Source organism: Algoriphagus mannitolivorans DSM 15301 (assembly GCF_000429425.1).
GTDB lineage: Bacteria > Bacteroidota > Bacteroidia > Cytophagales > Cyclobacteriaceae > Algoriphagus > Algoriphagus mannitolivorans.
Map to the genome: position 1 here is coordinate 391,465 of NZ_KE386902.1, position 17,784 is coordinate 409,248.

The 17,784-nt window shown below is 42.4% G+C and carries 33 protein-coding genes; all 33 read left to right on the forward strand.

All coding sequences use genetic code 11. The features are described 5' to 3' along the window. Window positions 1–59: 59 nt before the first annotated feature. The 33 genes from G458_RS0118715 to G458_RS0118870 all read left to right on the forward strand — a co-directional run bounded on the left by G458_RS0118715 (window position 60) and on the right by G458_RS0118870 (window position 17,781). Window positions 60–374 carry a DUF3467 domain-containing protein gene (locus G458_RS0118715; RefSeq protein WP_026953259.1) on the forward strand — a complete coding sequence of 105 codons (315 nt, stop codon included), beginning with the start codon at window positions 60–62 and terminating at the stop codon, window positions 372–374. 98 nt (window positions 375–472) lie between these two features. Further along, window positions 473–886 (forward strand): 30S ribosomal protein S12, encoded by a 414-nt coding sequence (gene rpsL / locus G458_RS0118720; protein ID WP_026953260.1) that lies wholly within the window; start codon window positions 473–475, stop codon window positions 884–886. 19 nt (window positions 887–905) lie between these two features. After that, window positions 906–1,373 carry a 30S ribosomal protein S7 gene (gene rpsG / locus G458_RS0118725; protein ID WP_026953261.1) on the forward strand — a complete coding sequence of 156 codons (468 nt, stop codon included), beginning with the start codon at window positions 906–908 and terminating at the stop codon, window positions 1,371–1,373. 5 nt (window positions 1,374–1,378) lie between these two features. Then, window positions 1,379–3,499, forward strand: coding sequence for an elongation factor G (gene fusA / locus G458_RS0118730; RefSeq protein ID WP_026953262.1), 2,121 nt, complete (start codon window positions 1,379–1,381; stop codon window positions 3,497–3,499). 11 nt (window positions 3,500–3,510) lie between these two features. After that, window positions 3,511–3,816 carry a 30S ribosomal protein S10 gene (gene rpsJ, locus G458_RS0118735; RefSeq protein ID WP_024284766.1) on the forward strand — a complete coding sequence of 102 codons (306 nt, stop codon included), beginning with the start codon at window positions 3,511–3,513 and terminating at the stop codon, window positions 3,814–3,816. 246 nt (window positions 3,817–4,062) lie between these two features. Further along, window positions 4,063–4,695: a 50S ribosomal protein L3 gene (gene rplC / locus G458_RS0118740; RefSeq protein ID WP_026953263.1), complete on the forward strand. Its 633-nt coding sequence runs from the start codon at window positions 4,063–4,065 to the stop codon at window positions 4,693–4,695. A 3-nt stretch (window positions 4,696–4,698) separates the two neighbouring features. Further along, the gene (gene rplD / locus G458_RS0118745) at window positions 4,699–5,328 is read left to right on the forward strand and encodes a 50S ribosomal protein L4 (RefSeq protein WP_026953264.1); all 630 of its coding nucleotides are present in this window, start codon (window positions 4,699–4,701) and stop codon (window positions 5,326–5,328) included. 4 nt (window positions 5,329–5,332) lie between these two features. After that, entirely contained in the window at window positions 5,333–5,620 is a 288-nt protein-coding gene (rplW, locus tag G458_RS0118750) for a 50S ribosomal protein L23 (protein WP_026953265.1), read from the forward strand. Between the two features lie 13 nt (window positions 5,621–5,633). Next, the gene (gene rplB / locus G458_RS0118755; protein WP_026953266.1) at window positions 5,634–6,458 is read left to right on the forward strand and encodes a 50S ribosomal protein L2; all 825 of its coding nucleotides are present in this window, start codon (window positions 5,634–5,636) and stop codon (window positions 6,456–6,458) included. Window positions 6,459–6,460: 2 nt separating this feature from the next. Next, window positions 6,461–6,739 (forward strand): 30S ribosomal protein S19, encoded by a 279-nt coding sequence (gene rpsS, locus G458_RS0118760; RefSeq protein WP_026953267.1) that lies wholly within the window; start codon window positions 6,461–6,463, stop codon window positions 6,737–6,739. Between the two features lie 2 nt (window positions 6,740–6,741). Further along, complete coding sequence (rplV, locus tag G458_RS0118765) at window positions 6,742–7,131, forward strand: 50S ribosomal protein L22 (protein ID WP_051287443.1); 390 nt, start codon at window positions 6,742–6,744, stop codon at window positions 7,129–7,131. Window positions 7,132–7,139: 8 nt separating this feature from the next. Beyond that, a complete protein-coding gene (gene rpsC, locus G458_RS0118770) occupies window positions 7,140–7,874 on the forward strand; it encodes a 30S ribosomal protein S3 (RefSeq protein WP_026953269.1) in 735 nt (244 codons plus the stop codon). Between the two features lie 25 nt (window positions 7,875–7,899). Continuing rightward, window positions 7,900–8,319 (forward strand): 50S ribosomal protein L16, encoded by a 420-nt coding sequence (gene rplP, locus G458_RS0118775; protein WP_026953270.1) that lies wholly within the window; start codon window positions 7,900–7,902, stop codon window positions 8,317–8,319. A gap of 9 nt (window positions 8,320–8,328) precedes the next feature. Continuing rightward, a complete protein-coding gene (rpmC, locus tag G458_RS0118780; RefSeq protein WP_026953271.1) occupies window positions 8,329–8,511 on the forward strand; it encodes a 50S ribosomal protein L29 in 183 nt (60 codons plus the stop codon). A gap of 19 nt (window positions 8,512–8,530) precedes the next feature. Then, window positions 8,531–8,794: a 30S ribosomal protein S17 gene (gene rpsQ / locus G458_RS0118785; RefSeq protein WP_026953272.1), complete on the forward strand. Its 264-nt coding sequence runs from the start codon at window positions 8,531–8,533 to the stop codon at window positions 8,792–8,794. 2 nt (window positions 8,795–8,796) lie between these two features. Further along, entirely contained in the window at window positions 8,797–9,165 is a 369-nt protein-coding gene (rplN, locus tag G458_RS0118790) for a 50S ribosomal protein L14 (protein WP_026953273.1), read from the forward strand. Window positions 9,166–9,167: 2 nt separating this feature from the next. Further along, window positions 9,168–9,512: a 50S ribosomal protein L24 gene (gene rplX, locus G458_RS0118795; protein ID WP_026953274.1), complete on the forward strand. Its 345-nt coding sequence runs from the start codon at window positions 9,168–9,170 to the stop codon at window positions 9,510–9,512. Beyond that, complete coding sequence (gene rplE / locus G458_RS0118800) at window positions 9,505–10,062, forward strand: 50S ribosomal protein L5 (RefSeq protein ID WP_026953275.1); 558 nt, start codon at window positions 9,505–9,507, stop codon at window positions 10,060–10,062. Before rplX ends, rplE begins: the two co-directional genes overlap by 8 nt. 2 nt (window positions 10,063–10,064) lie before the next feature. After that, window positions 10,065–10,334, forward strand: coding sequence for a 30S ribosomal protein S14 (gene rpsN, locus G458_RS0118805; RefSeq protein WP_026953276.1), 270 nt, complete (start codon window positions 10,065–10,067; stop codon window positions 10,332–10,334). A gap of 82 nt (window positions 10,335–10,416) precedes the next feature. After that, window positions 10,417–10,812: a 30S ribosomal protein S8 gene (rpsH, locus tag G458_RS0118810; protein WP_026953277.1), complete on the forward strand. Its 396-nt coding sequence runs from the start codon at window positions 10,417–10,419 to the stop codon at window positions 10,810–10,812. 9 nt (window positions 10,813–10,821) lie between these two features. Next, window positions 10,822–11,379, forward strand: coding sequence for a 50S ribosomal protein L6 (gene rplF / locus G458_RS0118815; RefSeq protein WP_026953278.1), 558 nt, complete (start codon window positions 10,822–10,824; stop codon window positions 11,377–11,379). A 6-nt stretch (window positions 11,380–11,385) separates the two neighbouring features. Next, a complete protein-coding gene (rplR, locus tag G458_RS0118820) occupies window positions 11,386–11,736 on the forward strand; it encodes a 50S ribosomal protein L18 (protein ID WP_026953279.1) in 351 nt (116 codons plus the stop codon). Between the two features lie 5 nt (window positions 11,737–11,741). Further along, a complete protein-coding gene (gene rpsE, locus G458_RS0118825) occupies window positions 11,742–12,260 on the forward strand; it encodes a 30S ribosomal protein S5 (RefSeq protein WP_026953280.1) in 519 nt (172 codons plus the stop codon). Window positions 12,261–12,265: 5 nt separating this feature from the next. Next, window positions 12,266–12,445: a 50S ribosomal protein L30 gene (rpmD, locus tag G458_RS0118830; RefSeq protein ID WP_026953281.1), complete on the forward strand. Its 180-nt coding sequence runs from the start codon at window positions 12,266–12,268 to the stop codon at window positions 12,443–12,445. A 2-nt stretch (window positions 12,446–12,447) separates the two neighbouring features. Beyond that, window positions 12,448–12,894: a 50S ribosomal protein L15 gene (rplO, locus tag G458_RS0118835; RefSeq protein ID WP_026953282.1), complete on the forward strand. Its 447-nt coding sequence runs from the start codon at window positions 12,448–12,450 to the stop codon at window positions 12,892–12,894. A gap of 3 nt (window positions 12,895–12,897) precedes the next feature. After that, window positions 12,898–14,217, forward strand: a complete 1,320-nt coding sequence (gene secY, locus G458_RS0118840; RefSeq protein WP_026953283.1) for a preprotein translocase subunit SecY — start codon at window positions 12,898–12,900, stop codon at window positions 14,215–14,217. A 1-nt stretch (window position 14,218) separates the two neighbouring features. After that, window positions 14,219–14,992, forward strand: a complete 774-nt coding sequence (gene map, locus G458_RS0118845) for a type I methionyl aminopeptidase (RefSeq protein WP_026953284.1) — start codon at window positions 14,219–14,221, stop codon at window positions 14,990–14,992. Between the two features lies 1 nt (window position 14,993). Continuing rightward, complete coding sequence (gene infA / locus G458_RS0118850) at window positions 14,994–15,212, forward strand: translation initiation factor IF-1 (RefSeq protein ID WP_026953285.1); 219 nt, start codon at window positions 14,994–14,996, stop codon at window positions 15,210–15,212. 6 nt (window positions 15,213–15,218) lie between these two features. After that, window positions 15,219–15,335, forward strand: a complete 117-nt coding sequence (gene rpmJ, locus G458_RS21175; protein WP_035468476.1) for a 50S ribosomal protein L36 — start codon at window positions 15,219–15,221, stop codon at window positions 15,333–15,335. Window positions 15,336–15,337: 2 nt separating this feature from the next. Then, the gene (rpsM, locus tag G458_RS0118855) at window positions 15,338–15,715 is read left to right on the forward strand and encodes a 30S ribosomal protein S13 (RefSeq protein ID WP_026953286.1); all 378 of its coding nucleotides are present in this window, start codon (window positions 15,338–15,340) and stop codon (window positions 15,713–15,715) included. A 15-nt stretch (window positions 15,716–15,730) separates the two neighbouring features. Further along, entirely contained in the window at window positions 15,731–16,129 is a 399-nt protein-coding gene (gene rpsK, locus G458_RS0118860; RefSeq protein WP_026953287.1) for a 30S ribosomal protein S11, read from the forward strand. 18 nt (window positions 16,130–16,147) lie between these two features. Beyond that, window positions 16,148–16,753 (forward strand): 30S ribosomal protein S4, encoded by a 606-nt coding sequence (rpsD, locus tag G458_RS0118865; RefSeq protein ID WP_026953288.1) that lies wholly within the window; start codon window positions 16,148–16,150, stop codon window positions 16,751–16,753. A 38-nt stretch (window positions 16,754–16,791) separates the two neighbouring features. Continuing rightward, on the forward strand, window positions 16,792–17,781 hold the full coding sequence (locus G458_RS0118870; protein ID WP_026953289.1) for a DNA-directed RNA polymerase subunit alpha: 990 nt from the start codon (window positions 16,792–16,794) through the stop codon (window positions 17,779–17,781). The last annotated feature ends 3 nt before the right edge of the window (window positions 17,782–17,784 follow it).

The following is a 17,784-nucleotide window of genomic DNA, read 5'->3' on the forward strand; positions in this document are numbered from 1 at the left end:
TAGTGTTTATCAAAAGGGCCTGTACTAAACATACAGGCCTTTTTTAATCCAAAAACAACATGGACGATATCAAAAATCCGGAACAGCAAATTAATGTGGAATTATCGGAAGAAGTGGCAGAGGGTGTGTATTCCAATCTGGCGATGATTGCCCATTCCAATTCAGAGTTTGTAATTGATTTTATCCGCTTAATGCCAGGGGTACCCAAGGCAAAAGTCAAATCCAGAATTATTGTCACTCCAGACCATGCTAAAAGATTGCTTGCAGCATTGAAAGACAACATTGAAAAATATGAAGCTGCCTTCGGAAAAATCAATCAAGGAGGAGGGGCTCCGTCCTTTCCAATTTCCTTCGGGACCCCAGGTGAAGCCTAACAAAAATATAACTGCTTAATTTTGTTACTCTTATTACTTATTGTACCTTTGCAGTCCAAAATTTAACAGTTTACAGGAAAACTAAATTTTATCAGTTAATGCCTACTATTCAACAGTTAGTAAGAAAAGGTAGAAATACACTGGAAATCAAATCGAAATCTCGTGCCTTGGATGCATGTCCGCAAAGGAGAGGTGTTTGTACCAGAGTATATACTACAACCCCTAAGAAGCCTAACTCAGCTATGAGAAAGGTAGCGAGGGTGAGATTGACGAACGGAAAAGAAGTGAACGCTTACATTCCGGGTGAAGGTCACAATCTACAGGAACACTCAATCGTATTGATCAGAGGTGGTCGTGTGAAGGACCTTCCAGGTGTAAGATATCACATCATCCGAGGTGCATTGGATACTGCCGGAGTAAAAGACCGTAAGCAAGGTCGCTCCAAGTACGGTGCTAAAAGACCTAAAGCTGGCAAAGGCGCTCCTGCTGCAGCTCCAGGCAAGAAGAAATAACAAAATATTTTAGAAAGAAATGAGAAAAGCGAAACCAAAGAAGAGATATATTCTTCCTGACCCAAAGTTCAATGATACTTTGGTCACTAAGTTTGTAAACTGTCTGATGTACGACGGGAAGAAGAGTATTGCTTACAACATTTTCTACGATGCAATCGAGAAAGTGGAATCAAAAGTAGGTGAGAATGGTCTTGAGGTTTGGAAAAAAGCGCTTAACAATATTGCTCCATCCGTTGAGGTGAAGAGTCGTAGAGTTGGTGGTGCTACATTCCAAGTTCCAATGGAAGTCAGACCAGAAAGAAAGATGGCCCTTGGAATCAAGTGGATGATCAACTACGCTCGAAAAAGAGGTGAGAAAACCATGATGGACAGACTTGCTGGAGAAATCATCGCAGCTGCAAAAGGCGAAGGTGCCGCAGTGAAGAAGAAGGATGATACTCACAGAATGGCCGAAGCCAACAAAGCATTCTCTCACTTTAGATTTTAATTAGGATGGCAAGAGATTTAAGATTTACAAGAAATATCGGGATTGCTGCGCACATCGATGCCGGTAAGACTACCACCACTGAGCGTATCCTATTTTATTCCGGTGTCAGCCACAAAATCGGCGAGGTGCACGATGGTGCAGCTACCATGGACTGGATGGCTCAGGAGCAAGAGAGAGGTATCACCATTACCTCTGCGGCCACTACCGTATTTTGGAACTACAAAGAGCAAAAGTATCAAGTCAATATCATCGATACTCCGGGACACGTTGACTTTACTGTTGAGGTTAACCGTTCCTTGAGAATCCTGGATGGTCTAGTTTTCCTGTTTAGTGCTGTTGACGGCGTAGAGCCTCAATCAGAGACCAACTGGAGATTGGCTGATGGATACAAAGTAGCCAGAATCGGTTTCGTGAACAAAATGGACCGTGCTGGTGCAAACTTTTTGGAGGTTTGCAAGCAAGTAAAGGAAATGCTGGGTTCCCATGCCGTTCCTTTGCAATTGCCAATCGGTGCTGAGGACAAGTTCAAAGGGGTTGTTGACTTGATCAATAACCGTGCGATCACTTGGAATGAGCACGACATGGGGATGACTTACGAAGTTATTCCTATTCCTGAAGACATGCTTGACGAAGTAGCACAATGGAGAGAGCACTTGCTTGAATCCGTAGCTGAATTCGACGAGTCTTTGATGGAGAAATATTTTGAAGATCCAGATTCAATTACTGAAGCTGAGATTTTGGCTGCACTTAGAGAAGCAACTATCAAAATGAAAGTTGTTCCTATGGTTTGTGGATCTTCTTTCAAAAATAAAGGGGTTCAGACTATGCTTGACTTGGTAATGGAATTGCTTCCATCTCCATTGGACAAGGATGATATCATTGGCCATGAATTGGACAATGAAGAAAAAGAAGTCAGAATCGCCCCTGATGAAAAAGAACCATTTACTGGTTTGGCTTTCAAAATCGCTACTGACCCATTTGTTGGTCGACTTTGCTTCGTAAGAGCTTACTCAGGTATCCTTGAGTCTGGATCTTATGTATTCAACAGCCGTTCTGGCAATAAGGAGCGTATCTCCCGAGTATTCCAGATGCATGCTAACAAGCAGAACCAAATCGAAAGATTGGTAGCTGGTGATATCGGTGCAGTAGTTGGTTTCAAGGATATCAAAACTGGAGACACTCTTTGCGACGAAAAGCGTAAGGTAGTTCTTGAATCTATGATCTTCCCTGAGCCAGTTATCGGTTATGCTATCGAGCCTAAGACTCAAGCTGACGTTGACAAGCTTGGTATGGCGATCGCTAAATTGGTAGAAGAAGATCCAACCCTTCAGGTAAACACTGATCAGGAAACTGGTCAGACCATCTTGAGAGGTATGGGTGAACTTCACTTGGAAATCATCATTGACCGATTGAAGCGTGAATTCAAAGTAGAGATCAACCAAGGTGCTCCTCAGGTTGCTTACAAAGAAGCTTTGTTTGGCAATGTTGAACACAAAGAAGTTTACAAGAAGCAAACAGGTGGTAAAGGTAAGTTCGCGGATATCGTGTTCGAACTTGGACCAAAAGATCCAGATCCTGAGACAGGAGAGATCAAGCCAGGTTTGGACTTTGTGAACGGAATTGTGGGTGGTGTTATTCCAAAAGAATTCATCGCGCCGGTACAGAAAGGTTTCCAGGAAGCTATGAAAAATGGTCCTTTGGCTGGATATCCTATCGAGTCCATGAAAGTAAGATTGTTCCACGGTTCTTACCATGACGTGGATTCCGATGCCTTGTCTTTCGAATTGGCAGCAAGAATTGGTTTCAAAGAGGCAGCTAAAAAATGTAAGCCTCAGTTACTTGAGCCGATCATGTCTGTAGATGTGGTTACTCCTGACGAATACACAGGTCCAATCACTGGTGACTTGAACAGAAGAAGAGGTTTGATGAGAGGTATGGATACCAAAGGTACTTCTACTGTTATCAAAGCCGCAGTTCCTTTGTCCGAGTTGTTTGGTTATGTGACTGATTTGAGAACAATCTCCTCCGGTAGAGCTACAGCGTCTTTGACCTTCTCTCACTACGAGCCTGTTCCAAGCAACATCGCAGAAACGGTAATTGCAAAAGTAAAAGGTGAAAAAGCCTAATCTTCAAGAAAATGAACCAGAAAATCAGAATAAAATTAAAATCATACGATCATAGCCTGGTGGACAAGTCATCAGAGAAGATCGTGAAGGCTGTAAAAGCCACTGGCGCGGTAGTAGTTGGTCCTATTCCATTGCCTACCAAGAAGGAGAAATTCACAGTATTGAAGTCTCCACACGTAAACAAGAAAGCCAGAGATCAGTATCAGCTTTGTACTTACAAGAGATTGGTGGATATCTACTCTAACTCTTCTAAGACAGTAGATGCTTTGATGAAGATCGAGCTTCCAAGTGGAGTGGATGTAGAAATCAAAGTCTGACAGTACTTGAAAAGCAAATTCAAAAGACCTGCAAATCCAGCAGGTCTTTTGTTTTTATAGCCATTTTTGAAATTTTTTGCTGCCCGAAGCCTTTTACGGTGAATCCGGCAGAATGAAATTTTTCCTAATTGTTTGAAAATATTAGAGTTGGGATTTGCTGCCGAATTTTATTTCAGTAACTTTGCAGTCCTTAAAAAGGGCCCAAGTGTATAATCGCTTGTGGATTATCAAATTATCTTATACAAGATGTCTGGTATTATAGGAAAAAAAGTCGGAATGACTAGCATCTTCAGTGCCGATGGACGTAATGTCGCATGCACGCTAATAGAAGCTGGTCCTTGCGTAGTGACGCAAGTAAAAAACGTTGAAACAGACGGGTACAACGCTGTGCAGTTGGCGTATGGTGAGCGTAAGGAGAAAAACACTCCTAAGCCACTGATCGGTCACTTTAAAAAGGCCGGTACTACACCAAAGCACAAAGTTGTTGAGTTCCGTGACTTCAGGGTCGAATTTGAAGGCCAAGTGAAGCTCGGAAATGAAGTGAAGGCTGGAGAAGTATTCGTAGAAGGTGACTTCGTCGATGCTATCGGTACTTCAAAAGGTAAAGGCTTCCAGGGTGTGGTGAAGCGTCATGGTTTTGGTGGTGTGGGTGGACAAACTCACGGTCAGCACAACAGACAAAGACACCCAGGATCCATTGGTGCTTGTTCTTGGCCATCCCGAGTATTTAAGGGAATGAGAATGGCCGGAAGAACCGGAGGTGATCGTGTTAAAGTTCTCAACTTGAGAATTTTGAAGGTTTATCCTGAGCAAAACCTCCTATTGGTTTCTGGTTCAGTACCTGGTCCAAAAAATTCATACGTTATTCTGGAGAAGTAAGCCATGGAATTAGCAGTAATCAATCACAAAGGACAAGATACAGGTAGAAAGGTGACCCTTTCTGATGAGATCTTCGCGATCGAACCAAACGATAACGCAATCTACCTGGACGTGAAGCAATACCTGGCTAACCAAAGACAGGGAACTCACAAATCAAAAGAAAGAAATGAAGTAGCTGGATCGACCAAGAAGATCAAAAAGCAAAAAGGTACCGGTGGTGCCCGTGCTGGATCTTTGAAGGCTCCAAACTTCAGAGGTGGAGGTAGAGTTTTTGGTCCTAAGCCAAGAGACTATTCCTTCAAATTGAATAAAAAAGTGAAGCAGTTGGCTCGTAAGTCTGCCCTTTCTTACAAGGCAAAAGACAACAGCCTGATGGTATTGGAAGATCTTTCATTTGATGCTCCAAAGACCAAAAACTACATCGCAGTATTGAACGGTCTTTCTCTTTCTGACAAGAAGACTTTGTTGGTTCTCCCAGAGGACAACAAGAATGTATTCTTGTCCAGCAGAAACCTTCCAAAGGCGAAAGTAGTGACTGTAAATGATGTGAATACTTACCAACTCCTCAATGCTGACCATCTGGTTCTGTGCGAAGGATCTGTAAGTAAATTGGAAACCATTTTATCGAAATAAGACAATGGATATTCTAAAGCAGCCTTTGATTACAGAAAAGGTTTCCGCTCTTAACGAAAAGGGAATTTACGGTTTCATCGTAGAAAAAACTGCCGGTAAGACAGAAATCAAAAACGCTGTAGAGAAAACGTACGGTGTGAAAGTGGTATCTATTCGTACCATGAGATATGCTGCGAAGCATAAGACAAGATACACCAAGAATAAAATCGTATCAGGCTTCACCAATGCTTTCAAGAAAGCAATCGTGCAAGTGGCCGACGGTGAGGTTATTGATTTTTACGGAGAAATTTAATTGAATCAATATCATGGCAATTAAAAAGTTGAAGCCTGTTACTCCGGGAACCCGATTTAGAGTTGCTCCTGCATTTGACGAAATTACAGCGTCAAAGCCAGAGAAATCTCTTCTCGCTCCCGCGAAAAAGTCAGGCGGTAGAAATAATGAAGGCAAAATGACTGCCCGATACATCGGTGGCGGTCATAAGAGAAGACTAAGAATTGTAGACTTCAAAAGAAACAAGTTTGGTGTACCTGCTACTGTAAAAGCTATCGAGTACGATCCAAACAGAACAGCACGTCTTGCCCTACTTTACTACGCAGATGGTGCTAAAGCCTACATTATCGCTCCGGAAGGTTTGCAAGTAGGACAAACAGTGATTTCCGGTGAGCAAGTTGCCCCAGAAGTGGGTAACGCCATGCCAATGGCAAACATTCCAATGGGTACTATTGTACACAACGTGGAATTGAAGCCTGGTAAAGGTGGTGCATTGGCCAGAAGTGCCGGTGGTTATGCGCAGATCGTAGCTCGTGATTCGAAATACGTGACCGTAAAACTTCCTTCTGGTGAGATGAGACTTATTCTAGGTGTTTGTATGGCCACTATTGGTACTGTATCCAATGCTGACCACATGAACGTCGTATTGGGTAAAGCTGGTCGTAAGAGATGGTTGGGCGTTAGACCTCGTACAAGAGGTGTGGCGATGAACCCTGTCGATCACCCAATGGGTGGTGGTGAAGGACGTTCCTCTGGTGGACATCCAAGATCCAGAAAAGGTCTTCTTGCGAAAGGTAAGAAAACCAGAACACCTAAGAAGTATTCAAACAAGTTCATCATCAGCAAAAGATCTAAATAATTATGGCACGTTCATTAAAAAAAGGTCCTTATATCGAGCACCACTTGGTGAAGAAAGTAGATGCCATGAACGAATCAGGCAAGAAATCTGTGATCAAGACTTGGTCAAGAAGATCTATGATTTCTCCGGATTTTGTAGGCCACACCTTCGCTGTGCATAACGGTAACAAGTTTATTCCAGTATTTGTCACTGACAACATGGTCGGTCACAAGCTAGGTGAATTTGCTCCTACTAGAAACTTCCGAGGCCACGTTGCTAAAAAAGATAAAGGAAAGAGATAATCATGGAAGCAATAGCAAGATTAAGAAATGTTCCTACGTCCCCTCGCAAAATGCGTTTGGTGGCTGACCTCGTGAGAGGCAAAAGAGTAGGATTGGCTCTAAGCATTCTGAAATTCACTCCTAACCATGGAGCGATGAAATTGGAGAAACTTCTCCTTTCAGCTGTGGCCAACTGGCAGGCAAAAAATCCTGATGCAAAACTTGAGGAAGCTGATCTATATGTAAAAACTATCATGGTAGACGAAGGCCGATCTTTGAAAAGATTGAGACCAGCGCCTCAAGGTAGAGGTCATAGAATCCGCAAGAGATCAAATCATGTAACCCTGGTTGTTGATGCATTCAACGCAGATGTTACCGCTGATATTGTAGAATCAAACGAAAAGGCAAATTAAGAAAGACTATGGGACAAAAGATTAACCCAATAGGATTCAGACTTGGTGTAGTAAAAGGCTGGGATTCCAACTGGTATGGTGGGAAAGACTTCGCTGAAAAACTATATGAAGATCAGCAGATCCGTAAATATGTCCTTGCCAGAATCCCTAAGGGTGGTATTTCTAAGGTGATCATTGAGCGTACGCTTAAAAGAATCACTTTGACAATCCACACTGCAAGACCAGGGGTAGTAATTGGTAAAGGTGGAGCCGAAGTAGACAAGCTTAAAGAAGAGCTTAAGAAGATCACCAACAAAGATATTCAGATCAATATCTTCGAAATCAAACGTCCTGAATTGGATGCTAAATTGGTCGGTGAATCTATCGCACAGCAGCTTCAGGCTAGAATATCCTTTAGACGTGCCATGAAGCAAGCAATCGCTGCTTCTATGAGAGTAGGCGCTGAAGGAATCAAAGTTAAACTTTCCGGTCGTCTAGGTGGTGCGGAAATGGCTCGTTCTGAAATGTACAAAGAAGGAAGAATTCCTCTTCATACACTTAGAGCAGACATTGACTACGCTATCTCCGAGGCTCTTACAGTATACGGTATCATAGGGATCAAAGTATGGATCTTCAAAGGTGAGGTATACGGAAAGAGAGACCTTTCTCCAAACCAAGGAGCTGCCAACGAACCTAAAGGTCAAAGACCATCTGGTCCAAAAGGCAGAGATAACGGTCCGAGACGAAGAAAAAGAAATAACTAATTTTCACCGTTCTAAGTGAGAAATCATGTTACAGCCGAAAAGAACTAAATATAGAAAAATGCACAAGGGCCGTGTCAAAGGCATTGCGCAAAGAGGGCACGAGCTTTCTTTTGGCAACTTTGGCATTAAATCCCTTGAGCCAGGATGGATTACTTCTCGCCAGATCGAGGCAGCACGAATTGCCATGACAAGAGCGATGAAGAGAGAAGGACAGGTTTGGATCAGAATTTTCCCTGACAAGCCTATCACCAAGAAGCCCGCAGAGGTTCGTATGGGTAAAGGTAAAGGTGCTCCAGAATATTGGGTAGCCGTTATCAAGCCAGGAACGATCCTTTTCGAAGCTACAGGCGTGAGCCTGGAGACCGCTCAAGAGGCGTTGAGACTTGCGCAGCAGAAGCTACCCGTAAGTACTAGATTTGTTGTAAGAAGAGACTACGCTGAATAATCAGGAACTATGAAAAACACTGAAATCAGATCACTTTCAGCAAGTGAAATCGCCGAGCGCATTGTCGCTGAGCAGGAGAATCTAAGCAAATTGAGATTTGCCCATTCGATTTCTCCAATTGAGAATCCTAACAGAATCAGAGAGACCAAGCGTCTTATCGCAAGATTGAAGACTGCATTGACCTCCAAATAACTAGCTAACAGAAAAGAAAATGGCTACGATTGAGAGAAATCTTCGCAAAGAACGAATTGGTAAAGTCGTGAGCAACAAGATGGATAAGTCCATCACTGTAGCTGTAGAAAGACGCGTGAAGCACCCGATCTACGGTAAATTTGTTGCAAAGACTACCAAATTTATGGTTCATGACGAGAACAACGAATGTAACCCAGGTGATGTGGTGAAAATCAGCGAAACTCGTCCGCTGAGCAAGAACAAGCGTTGGAGATTAGTTGAAATTATTGAAAGGGCTAAGTAATCATGATACAGCAAGAATCAAGACTAAGCGTTGCGGACAACTCCGGTGCAAAAGAAGTATTGGTGATCCGCGTATTGGGTGGCACAAAGAAGCGTTACGCTTCTATCGGTGACAAAGTAGTCGTGACTGTAAAGTCTGCCCTTTCATCAAGCAACATGAAAAAAGGTACCGTCTCTAAAGCGGTTATCGTGAGAACCAAAAAAGAAATCCGTAGAAAGGATGGTTCTTATATCAGATTTGAAGACAATGCTGCTGTGTTGTTAAACAACAACGACGAGCCTAGAGGCACCCGTATCTTCGGACCAGTTGCCAGAGAGCTTAGAGAAAAGCAGTTTATGAAAATCGTTTCCTTGGCCCCTGAAGTACTTTAATCATGGAAAGAAAATTCAACAAGCAGCCTAAGCTGCATATCAAAACCGGTGACACTGTAAAGGTGATTTCCGGTGATGACAAAGGAAAAACCGGCAAGGTACTTTCTGTAGATACTGAAAAAAGAAGAGCTATCGTGGAAGGAATCAATATGATCACCAAACACGTGAAGCCTACTGCTGCAAAACCTCAGGGAGGTATCGAAAAGAAGGAAGCGGCCTTGCATTTGAGTAACCTGATGCTTGTAGATCCTAAAACTGGTGAAGCTACCAGAACTGGACGCAAGGCAGGCGAAAATGGTAAACTAGTGAGATACTCTAAGACAACCGGGGAGGTGATCAATGGCTAATCCAAGAATTAAAGTAAAGTATGTGAACGATATCGTTCCAGCTTTGAAAGAGAAATTTCAGTACTCCTCTGTCATGCAGGTTCCTAAGTTGACAAAGATTGTCATCAACAAAGGTATCGGTGCTGCAGTAGCAGACAAGAAATTAGTCGATCAGGGTGTAGAAGAACTTTCTTTGATCACTGGTCAGAGAGCCGTAGCAACTAAGGCGAAAATTGCCGTTTCCAACTTTAAGTTGAGAGAAGGTATGCCAATCGGAGCTAAAGTAACTCTCAGAGGTGAGAAGATGTATGAATTCCTGGACCGTTTGATGACTGTGGCACTTCCGCGTGTACGTGACTTCAAAGGAATCTCCGACAAAGGATTTGACGGCAGAGGAAACTACACTTTGGGAGTGACTGAGCAGATTATCTTCCCTGAGATCTCCATCGAAAAGGTGAACAGAATCTCTGGTATGGATATCACTTTTGTGACTACCGCAAATACAGATGAAGAGGCTTTTGCACTGTTGAAAGCTTTCGGTATGCCTTTCGTAAATAAAAATCAAGAATAATCATGGCAAAAGAGTCCATCAAAGCTCGTGAGAGAAAAAGAGAAAGACTGGTAGCCAAGTATGCCAAGAAAAGAGCCGAGCTAAAAGCAGCTGGTGATTACGAAGCCCTTGACAAATTACCAAAAAATGCTTCTCCGGTAAGACTTCACAACAGATGTAAGCTGACCGGTCGTCCTAAAGGATACATGAGAAAATTCGGTATCAACAGGGTTACCTTCAGAGAAATGGCTGCTGCTGGTAAAATTCCTGGTCTGACTAAGTCTAGCTGGTAAAAAAACGACAGTAGTTTTTATTCTAAAAATCAATTCGTAACTTTGCACGCCCAATTCGGGTGGCGCTAGACTTATAATGACTATGACTGATCCAATAGCTGATTATCTAACAAGATTGAGAAACGCAATCAAAGCGTCTCATAGAATCGTTGAGATACCTGCTTCTAACCTTAAGAAGGAGATCACAAAAGTTTTGCACGACAAAGGATATATTCAAAACTATAAGTTTGAAGAAAACGGACCTCAGGGCACTATTAAAATCGCCCTGAAGTACAATCCGACTACCAAGCAAAATGCAATCGTGAGCCTTCAGAGAGTTAGTACTCCAGGTTTGAGAAAATACGTAAAGCACGATGAATTACCTCGCGTAATCAACGGCTTGGGTATTGCTATCGTGTCCACCTCTAAAGGTGTGATGACTGACAAAGAAGCCCGTACCGAAGGTATCGGTGGCGAAGTACTTTGCTACGTATATTAATTTACTATCATGTCTAGAATAGGTAAAAAACCAATAAATCTACCCAGCGGTGTTACTGTAGACGTGTCAGTTCCAGGAGCTGTCACTGTTAAAGGTCCAAAGGGTACACTGACTCAGGATGTGAATCCCGATATTCAGGTGAAAGTAGAAGGCAGCGAACTAGTTGTCACTAGACCTACTGATTCCAAAAGACACAAGTCTATGCACGGACTTTACAGAGCCTTGATCAACAATATGGTGATCGGTGTATCTGAAGGGTACAAAAAAGACTTGGAACTTGTGGGTGTAGGTTACAAGGCTTCCAATCAGGGCCAAGTGCTTGAGTTAAGCTTAGGCTACTCTCACAGCATTTTCATGGCTTTGCCTCAGGAAATTTCTCTTAAGACAGAAACTCCAAAAGGTAAAAACCCAATCATTACCCTAGAAGGAATCAATAAAGAATTGATCGGACAAGTAGCCGCTAAAATCAAATCCCTACGTAAGGTTGAACCTTACAAAGGAAAAGGTGTGCGCTTCGTTGGTGAACAAGTTAGACGTAAGGCTGGTAAAACTGCCGGTAAAAAATAATAGGTTATGGCATTTAATAAGAATTCCAGAAGACTTAGAATCAAGCAGGGTATCAGAAGAAAGATTTCTGGTACTGATTCCAGACCACGGTTGTCAGTATTCAAAAGCAATACAGGCATTTATGCACAATTGGTTGACGATCTTCAAGGTCGTACTTTGGCTCAGGCTTCTTCCAAAGAACTTGGGGCAAAAGCCAACACTAACGTAGAAGTATCCAAAGAAGTAGGGAAGAAATTAGCAGAAAGAGCTGTTGCAAACGGTATCTCCTCTGTGGTTTTTGACCGAAATGGTTACTTGTATCATGGTAATGTTAAAGCTTTGGCAGACGGTGCCAGAGAAGGAGGCCTTAAATTCTAATCATTATGTCTCAAGTAAGAAGAAAACCCATTAGGGCTACAGATACAGACCTTAAAGAGAAAGTAGTAGCGATCAACCGAGTAGCTAAAGTGGTGAAAGGTGGTAGAAGATTCTCCTTCTCTGCGATTGTGGTTGTAGGCGATGGCCAAGGTGTTGTAGGTTACGGTTTGGGAAAAGCAAACGAAGTAACTGACGCGATCACCAAGGGCATCGAAGATGCTAAGAAAAACCTGGTAAAAGTACCAGTTTTGAAAGGTACAATACCTCACGAGCAAATCGGAAAATTTGGTGGTGGTTTGGTGTTGATCAAGCCAGCAGCAGCGGGTACTGGTGTAATTGCCGGTGGTGCGATGCGTGCTGTGTTGGAATCTGCAGGCGTCACTGACGTATTGGCAAAATCCAAAGGATCCTCAAACCCTCACAACGTGGTTAAAGCAACAATCGATGCTTTGGTCCAGCTTAGAGATGCCATCGCTGTATCTCAGCAAAGAGGTGTGAAAATGGCTAAAGTCTTTAACGGATAATTATCATGGCAAAGATTAAAATCACGCAGGTAAAAAGTACGATCAAAAGACCAAAAGATCAGAAGGCAACAATCACTGCTTTGGGACTGGGTCGTATCAGCAAGTCTGTGGTAGTTGAACAAACTCCTCAGATCGCTGGAATGGTAAATAAAGTGAATCACCTGGTAAAAGTGGAGGAAGCTTAATTATGAAACTGAATACATTAACTCCAAACGAAGGTTCAACCAAAAACCGAAAAAGAATCGGTAGAGGTACCGGATCCGGTAGAGGTGGAACTTCTACTAGAGGTCACAAAGGAGCTAAGTCAAGATCTGGATATAAGTCTAAGATCGGTTTTGAAGGTGGTCAGATGCCACTTCAAAGACGAGTTCCTAAATTTGGCTTCAAATCTTTGAACAAGGTTGAATTCAAACCGGTAAATTTGGATACCTTGCAATCCCTTTCTGAACAATACAATTTGACTACAGTCGATATGGAAGCTTTGGTTTCTCACGGAATCGCTTCTAAAAACGATAAAATCAAAGTATTGGGCGGAGGAGAATTGAAAGCCAAATTGGACGTCACTGCACACCAGTTTTCAGCCTCTGCTGGAGAAGCTATCGAAAAACTCGGTGGGACTGTAAACAAGATTTAATAAATGAAAAAGTTTATTTCGACAGTTAAAAATATTTTCTCAATCGAAGATTTGAGAGTCCGTATTCTAAATACGATTGGATTCTTGATCATCTTCAGATTAGGTTCATTCGTCGTACTTCCAGGTGTAGATCCTTCTAGACTTGGTGATGCTCCAGAAGGAATTTTTGGATTGATTGATACCTTTTTGGGTGGAGCTTTTAGTAATGCCTCCATCTTTGGATTGGGAATTATGCCTTATATCTCTGCATCTATCGTGTTGCAGTTGCTTACTGTCGGAGTACCCTATTTTCAAAAAATGCAAAAGGAGGGTGAATCCGGAAGAAAACGAATCAACCAGATCACTCGAGTATTAACCATCGCCATCACCGTGGCACAAGGTGTCGGTTATGTGACTGCTACCATTCTTCCAACTGGTGCGGTAATGGTTAGTACCTCCCTTTTCATGTTTAGCTCTTTAGTTCTTCTTTCCGCAGGTACCATGTTCTGTATGTGGTTGGGAGAGAAAATCACAGAAAAAGGTATCGGTAACGGTATTTCTATGCTAATCATGATAGGTATTATTTCCAGATTCCCTGGTGCGATTATCGCCGAGGTTTTGGAAAAAAATACATCAGGGTTGCTTTTACTATTGATTGAAGCAGGTGTCTTGTTCTTTGTAGTGGTAGGAGTGATTGCTCTTACTGAAGCTACGCGTAGAATTCCTGTACAGTATGCGAAACAGGTCGTGGGCGGCAAAGTATATGGTGGACAGCGTCAGTACATTCCTATCAAGGTGAATGCTTCTGGGGTTATGCCTATCATCTTTGCTCAGTCTTTAATGTTTGTTCCAGCATTGATTGCTCAGATTTGGGCTGGTGAAAGTGATATTGCCAATTACATTGGTACCACTTTCTCTGATTTCACTTCCTGGCAGTACAACTTGTTGTTTGCTGCATTGATTATCATTTTCACTTTCTTTTACACAGCTATCACTGTAAATCCTGAGCAAATTGCTGAGGACATGAAGAGAAATGGTGGATTTGTTCCAGGCATCAAACCAGGAGCTCCTACATCTGAATTTATTGATGGGATTATTTCCAAAATTACGCTTCCGGGTTCTATCCTTTTGGCAGCGGTTGCAATTCTTCCAGCTCTGGCAATTATCGCTGGAGTAGGTGGTGAATTTGCACAGTTTTATGGAGGTACTTCCCTATTGATCATGGTAGGTGTGATCATGGATACTTTGAGACAAATTGAAAGTTATTTGTTGATGAGACACTATGAGGGAATGATGAAGTCAGGTAATTTGAAGAATAACCCTTCCAATTACCAGGTTGCCTAAAATGATCCATTACAAGTCCTCGGAAGAGGTACAAAAGATTAGAGAGAGTGCCGATATTCTGGGTAGAGCTCATGGAGAAGTCGCCAAGAATATCAGGGAGGGGGTAAAGACCTCTTTCCTTGACAAAATTGCTGAAGAGTTTATCAGAGACCACGGAGCAGTTCCTTCCTTTAAGGGCTACAACGGGTTTCCTGCTTCACTTTGTATTTCCGTGAACGAAGTTGTGGTTCATGGTTTTCCAAGTGAATATGAATTGAAAGATGGCGATATAATCTCAGTAGATTGTGGAGTCTTTCACCAAGGTTTTCATAGCGATTCCGCTTATACATATCCTGTAGGTGAGGTTTCCCCTTCTGTCTTAGCATTACTTAAAGCCACCCGAGATTCACTCTATTTGGGAATTGAGCAAGCCATATCCGGCAATCGCGTTGGAGATATTGGACATGCCATTCAAAAGTTCGTAGAAGCCAAAGGCTATACTGTGGTCCGGGAATTAGTCGGTCATGGTTTAGGTAAAAGTCTCCACGAAGGACCTGAGGTCCCCAATTATGGCAAAAAAGGCAGTGGTCCCTTGTTAAAAGAGGGAATGGTGATTGCGATTGAACCGATGATCAATCTGGGCACAAGAAACATAGTGCAGGAAAGAGACGGATGGACGATCAGAACAGCTGACAGGAAACCATCAGCCCATTATGAGCATACAGTCGCAATATTTGAAGATAGAACCGAGGTGTTGACAACACACAAATACATAGAAGAGAATATTAAATTCTAATATGGCCAAACAGACATCAATCGAGCAAGACGGTACCATAACAGAGGCATTGTCTAATGCAATGTTTAAAGTTGAGCTGGAAAATGGACATCAATTGATTGCCCATATTTCTGGAAAAATGAGGATGAATTATATCAAAATCCTCCCCGGAGATAGAGTCAAATTGGAATTATCTCCCTATGATTTAACAAAAGGCAGAATAGTATATCGATATAAATAGACTGATATGAAAGTTAAGGCATCTATTAAAAAGAGAAGTGCTGACTGTAAGGTGATCAGAAGAAACGGAAAACTTTACGTCATCAATAAGAAGAATCCTAAGTTTAAACAAAGACAAGGTTAATCATGGCTAGAATTGCAGGTGTAGACATACCAGACAATAAGCGGGGCGAAATCGGACTTACCTATATCTTCGGAATTGGTAGAAGTTCAGCCAAAGCGATCCTGAGCAAGGCCGGTATCTCTTTCGACAAAAAAGCAGGTGAGTGGAATGACGAAGAGTCTACTGCCATCCGTAACATCATCGCTGAAGAATTCAGAACTGAAGGTGTGTTGAAATCAGAGATCCAATTAAACATCAAGCGTCTGATGGATATCGGATGTTATAGAGGTTTAAGACATAGAAAAGGACTTCCTGTACGCGGTCAAGGTACTAAGAACAACGCCAGAACAAGGAAGGGTAAGCGTAAAACAGTTGCCAACAAAAAGAAAGCAACTAAATAAAACCTGATTTAGATTATGGCTCAGAAAAGAAACGATAAAGCAAAAGGTAAAAAGCGAGTAGTAAAAGTTGAAGCTGTAGGACAAGCTCACATCAGAGCGTCTTTCAACAACATTATTATCTCCATTACCAACAATGCAGGTCAAGTGATCTCTTGGGCTTCTGCCGGTAAAATGGGTTTCAGAGGTTCAAAGAAAAATACTCCTTACGCTGCTCAAATGGCCGCTCAAAACTGCGGACAAGTAGCATACGACCTTGGTTTGAGAAAAATCGAAGTGTTCGTAAAAGGTCCAGGCGCTGGTCGTGAATCTGCGATCAGAACTTTGCAAAACGTAGGTTTGGATGTAACGACAATTATTGACGTGACTCCTATGCCGCACAACGGTTGTCGTCCTCCTAAGCGTAGAAGAGTTTAATTTTAAAAAAGTAACAGAATGGCAAGATATACAGGTCCTAAGGCAAAGATCTCCAGAAAATTTGGAGAGGCTATTGAAGGGCATAGCAAGGCGCTTCAAAAGAAAAACTACCCTCCAGGTCAGCATGGCCGTAGCAGGAGAAAGAAGCAGTCTGAATATGCTATCCAGCTTGCTGAGAAGCAGAAAGCCAAATACATCTATGGCGTCTTGGAAAGACAGTTCGCTAAGATGTTTGACATCGCTTCCAGAAAATCAGGTATCACCGGTGAAAACCTTCTTCAGCTTCTAGAAGCTCGTTTGGACAACACCGTGTACCGTATGGGAATTGCCCCAACCCGTCGTGGCGCAAGACAGCTTGTATCTCACAAGCACGTTTTGGTAAACGGTGAGGTGGTTAACATTCCTTCTTATACCTTGAAGCCTGGTGATGTGGTTTCAGTAAGAGAGCGTTCTAAGTCTCTTGAAGCTATCACCAGCAGCTTGGCAGGAAGAGGAGCAAACAGATATCCATGGTTAGAGTGGGATAATGCTTCTTTGTCAGGCAAATTCGTCAGTGTTCCAGGCAGAGATGATATTCCAGAGAATATCAAGGAGCAGCTCATTGTCGAACTTTACTCTAAGTAATATTTTACTATTTTCAGCTAAAAAAAAGAACGAGATATATGTCCATACTAGCATTTCAAATGCCTGAGAAAGTGGTGATGGAGAAAGCCGACGACTTTCATGGCTTGTTCACCTTCAAACCTCTTGAAAAAGGCTATGGAGTTACCATCGGTAACGCCCTAAGAAGAATTTTGCTTTCTTCCTTGGAGGGATACGCCATCACTTCTATTAAAATACCGGGAGTGGTTCATGAGTTCTCCACCATTGAGGGTGTAGTAGAAGACGTGACCGATATTATTTTGAACCTGAAGCAGGTGAGATTCAAGAAAGTGCACGAAGCATTTGACGGAAAAATCACTGTGGAAATCAAAAATCAGTCTGTTTTCACCGCTGGGGACATTGCTAAGTTCACTTCTTCTTTCGAAGTCCTGAATCCTGAATTGGTGATCTGTCATATTGACGAGACCAAAAACTTCGAGATTGAATTGACAGTCGAAAAAGGTAGAGGGTATTTGCCAGCTGAAGAATCCAAGCCCAAAGAGCAGGTATTCGGTCAAATTGCAATCGACGCCATCTTCACTCCGATTAAGAATGTGAAGTACAGCGTAGAAAATACTCGAGTAGAACAGAAAACTGACTTTGAAAAATTGATCCTTGAAGTTTCTACGGATGGTTCTATCCACCCTGAGAAAGCACTTCAGGAATCTGCAAAGATCTTGATCCAGCACTTCATGTTGTTTTCTGACCAGACTATGGTCCTGGATTCTACCGGTATCGCAGAGCCAGAGCCTATCGATGAGGAATTCCTTCACATGAGAAAATTGCTTAAGACTTCTTTGAGCGACCTCGATCTTTCTGTTCGAGCGTTCAACTGTCTGAAAGCTGCTGATGTGAGAACTCTAGGTGATCTTGCTAAGCTTGAAATTTCTGACATGATGAAATTCAGAAACTTTGGTAAGAAGTCTCTTGCTGAGCTTGAGCAACTGATCCAAGAGAAAGGTCTGACCTTTGGGATGGACATTTCTAAGTATAAACTTGACGAAGAATAAACA